Origin of the sequence: Thermincola ferriacetica, from assembly GCF_001263415.1 — a bacterium.
In the GTDB taxonomy this organism is placed as follows: domain Bacteria; phylum Bacillota; class Thermincolia; order Thermincolales; family Thermincolaceae; genus Thermincola; species Thermincola ferriacetica.
Map to the genome: position 1 here is coordinate 1 of NZ_LGTE01000047.1, position 4,040 is coordinate 4,040.

7 protein-coding genes are annotated in these 4,040 nt (G+C 46.0%); all 7 read right to left on the reverse strand.

What is annotated here, in order from left to right:
- Positions 1–130: 130 nt before the first annotated feature.
- Positions 131–496 carry a hypothetical protein gene (locus Tfer_RS15475; RefSeq protein ID WP_052219172.1) on the reverse strand — a complete coding sequence of 122 codons (366 nt, stop codon included), beginning with the start codon at positions 494–496 and terminating at the stop codon, positions 131–133.
- 113 nt (positions 497–609) lie between these two features.
- Positions 610–903 carry a hypothetical protein gene (locus tag Tfer_RS15480; protein ID WP_052219173.1) on the reverse strand — a complete coding sequence of 98 codons (294 nt, stop codon included), beginning with the start codon at positions 901–903 and terminating at the stop codon, positions 610–612.
- A gap of 44 nt (positions 904–947) precedes the next feature.
- Positions 948–1,640 (reverse strand): hypothetical protein, encoded by a 693-nt coding sequence (locus tag Tfer_RS15485; protein WP_052219174.1) that lies wholly within the window; start codon positions 1,638–1,640, stop codon positions 948–950.
- An 18-nt stretch (positions 1,641–1,658) separates the two neighbouring features.
- Complete coding sequence (locus Tfer_RS15490) at positions 1,659–1,973, reverse strand: hypothetical protein (protein WP_052219175.1); 315 nt, start codon at positions 1,971–1,973, stop codon at positions 1,659–1,661.
- A 102-nt stretch (positions 1,974–2,075) separates the two neighbouring features.
- Entirely contained in the window at positions 2,076–2,282 is a 207-nt protein-coding gene (locus tag Tfer_RS15495) for a hypothetical protein (protein ID WP_052219176.1), read from the reverse strand.
- Between the two features lie 223 nt (positions 2,283–2,505).
- Positions 2,506–2,892: a nucleotidyltransferase domain-containing protein gene (locus tag Tfer_RS15500; RefSeq protein ID WP_052219177.1), complete on the reverse strand. Its 387-nt coding sequence runs from the start codon at positions 2,890–2,892 to the stop codon at positions 2,506–2,508.
- A 156-nt stretch (positions 2,893–3,048) separates the two neighbouring features.
- A partial coding sequence (gene ltrA, locus Tfer_RS15510) for a group II intron reverse transcriptase/maturase (RefSeq protein WP_052219179.1) occupies positions 3,049–4,040 on the reverse strand: 992 nt, incomplete at its 5' end.

Sequence of the window (4,040 nt, forward strand, 5' to 3'; positions counted from 1 at the left end):
CGGAGCTCGGGCTATACTCCGGGGTGTGTTCACCATACCAACGTAGTCTCCAAAAGACTTGGGCTAGTCAACCCGAGGCTTACGGCCTGGTACCACAAGCCTCCAGCCTTGTGCCGGAGGTGGTTGATGACTATTTCTCCCAGCTAACAGACACCTCAACCTCCATGCTGGCGATCTTCCGCACCAGCCCGGCCAGGTATTCTTTCAGCGACTGCCTGCCGCGCTGTCGGGGAAACCGGATCACCTCCCCGAACCGGCGGATTGTTTCTTCGCCGTCCGGGCCGTAAGCCCGGACCTCCACGCTGCCGTCCGGCAGGCGCTCGATGGTAAGCTCTCTGCTTTTTTTTAGCAGGGGCTTTAACCAGTTCCATTGTTCGGCGGTTAAATTTAGACCGCCTTTGTTGTTTTTGTCCCCCTTTTGACAGAGCAGGCTTTTCAGAAATTCCTCGGCTGCTCTGTCAAATTTTGTTGACATCCCTTTTGTTGTAGTTACCATTTTTCAGCCGCCGGACCTGTTCAAAGACCGGCAGCCGGTGAATGGCCGCACGGTCTCTTTCTGTCAGGCCGTGCGGCCTTCACCCCCTTTTTTTGGTTAGCGGTCAGTGGCGGTCAGTGTTTGCCGCCACATTTACAGTGCTGACGAGCTATTTCATCAAATTCGTCAGACACGACGCATCTGTCGATGTTGTAAATGGCACCGCAGCACCTCACCGTCCTGTCCGCCCTGCCCCAGTAGCCCATCTTTTTCATCCCGGCTACACTGCCGGTAGAATCGATGTTGGGATGACAGGAATGTTTATTTCCCGTACTGCCATCTTCCACCCACGCAATACCTGTCCTGTCATCCCTGTACAAATTTACGTGCGGCTTAATTTTTTTTATCAATTGTTTTTGTTTTGCCATTGTTATTCCCCCTCTTGGTCCGCACTGCACCGCGCCCAGCAACATTAGTTGTGGTAGTCACTGAACACCAGCGCGTACTTTTCCGGATGAGCCAGCACATCTTCCAGGGTTTTCTTTGATACCCTGGAACTATAATCAAGCAGGCTATAGAACTGACTGTCGCTTCTATAGTCACCGCAAATCAACTGCATAATGGATTTAAGCAGATACAAATTATAGTTAACATCTTCGTTTCCCCATACCTGACAGATAAAATCTCTATTGATTACCGCGTCAGACTTTGGGATTCCGCTATAATACCTCTGGGGTTCATCCGGCTCATCGAATATAAGTGGTTCTACATCACTGTTTATAACAAATTCCGGCGTGCCCTCCTGTCTGGCACGTTCATTAAATTCGTCGATCTCTTCCTGGGTACGCCAGCCAGTTTGGTCCAAACTGAACGTGGCATACAGTTCAAGAGCCTTTTTCAGCGGCATATTCCTCCAGCGATGAAATTCCGCAAGGAAACGCTCCCTATCCTCGGCACCGAGGACAACACCTATACCGGGATACAGGTCACTCCACCTGCCAGCATTGTCCTCTGTGCGCCAGTCGAATACAGAGCCATAATATTCTTCTGTTTCCGACATAGCCACACCGCGGGCTTCTAATTTTGCGTCCTCATATTCCTCAGGCTGCGGAATATGTCCAGACGCTTCTATTACGTTTACCAGAATAGCATGTAAATAGTGCATTATACATACCCCCTTTTTTTAATACTCATCCGGCAGCAGAACCGTTGTAGCTGACCGGTCTGGCTCCGTGATGATCCAGAATTTTTCCCCGTCCTTGGTGTGGTAGGCGGAAAGTAATCTGCCCCCCTCCACCAGGGCGTTGTCGTTTAAACTGGCGTCCTCCGGGCAAACATCGCCCCAGTCGCCGGACATGTGCCGCTGCAGAGCAGCGTGGACTTCTTCCAGCGGCACTGATTCCAGGACGCCGGGCGTACAAAATATTTTGCCCGGCGGGAATTTCGCATAGTAAATGCGAAAAATTCCCTCTTTTTTCCTGTAGCTTGCCACTGCCATTTTTTTGTTCCCCCCTTTGCTAGTTTTTTTAAAAAAATAAAAAGGGGTATGTATTTTTAACGTGTTAATACATACCCCTTTAAGTGAATTGTTTTTTTGAACTTACTTTAAAAACTTTTTAATCTCCTGTTTTAATACTGGCACTTTGTTAACCGCGTACTGCATAATTTTTCCCGCACACTCTATAATGTCCTGCAGTCGTTCCTCCCTGAGATACGAACCAAACAACCCAATTCTTTTAACACCATACCGTCTAATAAATTCAAGGTTGGTGTCAAGGATATTAATGATTGTCTCTTTACTAAGCATTTTACTTAACCCCCTCTTTTTCACAGCTTGTCCTCGCCGGTATATATTCGGTCCTGGCCGTCTCAAAAATTTTATAAAAACCAAAAAGGGGCAAGTATTTACTTTGCAAAAAGCAATACTTACCCCCTACTTACTTTAAATAAAACCTGCTTTTCCTGCCGCAGAGGGCGGAAAAGGAAATTAAAAACTTTGGTAAAAAAGAAAACACTTCGGTATATGTAAATTATACCCTATACCGAAGCGTTTGTAAAGGCGGATAACCGCTTACTGCGAAATTTTCTGTTTGACAACCATGGAGAACAACGCCCTCTCTGGAAATAGCGTTTGCAAACGACCCATTTTGCTTTGAATATTGGTCCCATTCCTCTGTTGTGTATAGCAAAACATCGACCGGCTTGTCAAAATCCAGTCCTTCTATATCATCATAAATAAACATAGTGATTTTTTTTCTAAAATCCTTTTTATCATCAACATCAGCTACAATACAAATATCTATATCACTGTCCTTGCTGGCGCTGTTTTTTGCATGGGACCCAAACAAAAGGATTTTTGCTGGATTGAATTTTTCCACAATACCGTGTTTCAGTTTTTCTATTTCATTAGTAATCATAGAAACACCTTCTTTTTTTCATCTGCCTTTAATATACCATACCTGTTTTGCATATACAAATCGAGTAGGTAAACGCCGCGAAATGTAGCGGCGTTTTTCCCTCTCACAGAACCGTACGTACGGGCCTCGTATACGGCTCCTGGTAAATCTCGGTCACTACGGTCGGCAGTGATGCAAAATGCCGACATTATATTTCTCCAGGTTTATTAGACCCAGTTCGTCAAACCACTTGTTAGGCAGAGCCATGCTTATCAACGGGCTGGCTGAGTTCTTCCATGTAGTCATGGAGATTTTCTCAAAGGTACCTTTGTACCCTCTTCTTCGTAAGGCTTTGTGCAACGGTTTCCAACTTTTCCATTCCTTCATTTTCTTCATTCGCAACCTGCGCCTTATCCACCCCATTAGCTCTGCAAAAACAGTCCGGCAGTTTGCTATTCTAAAATAATTTGCCCACCCTCTTAGTACAGGGTTTAGCTTTTCAACCATTTCTTTCACGCTCAGGCCATGATTTCTGGGTGTCATTTTCCGTATCTTGTCCTTGAAGTTCTTCAGTTTCTTAGGGCTGATGCTTACACTTTTGGAGTATATAACAAATCCAAGGTAAGCCACGCCCTTGCGGTTATCCGTAAGGTGAGTCTTCTCCCGGTTGACTGTTAGCTTCAGTTCTTGCTCCAGGAATTCTGTCGCTATACGCCGGTATTTCTTTGCATCCTGGTATGTTGCTGCAAACAACAATATATCGTCGGCATAACGTACCATTCTTATGCCACGTTTCTTCATTTCCTGGTCGAAACTATCCAGATATATGTTGGTTAACAGAGGGGATATTACTCCTCCTTGCGGGCTGCCCAGGTCTGTTTCCTCCCAGGCGCCGTCCTTCATTACTCCTGCTGTCAGAAACTTCTTGATTAACTTCAGGACACTACCGTCACTGACTTTACGGTTGACTCCCTCTAGTATCAGGTCATGGTTTAGCCGGTCAAAGCATTTGGAGAGGTCCATATCCACTACATAGCTTAATCCGTATTTGTTTATGAACATCTCTGCTTTGGCCACCGCCTGATGGCAGGAGCGTCCCGGCCTGTATCCATAGCTCGATGGATGAAAGTCCGGTTCAAAGATTGGTTGCAGGATGTTTAGAAGTGCTT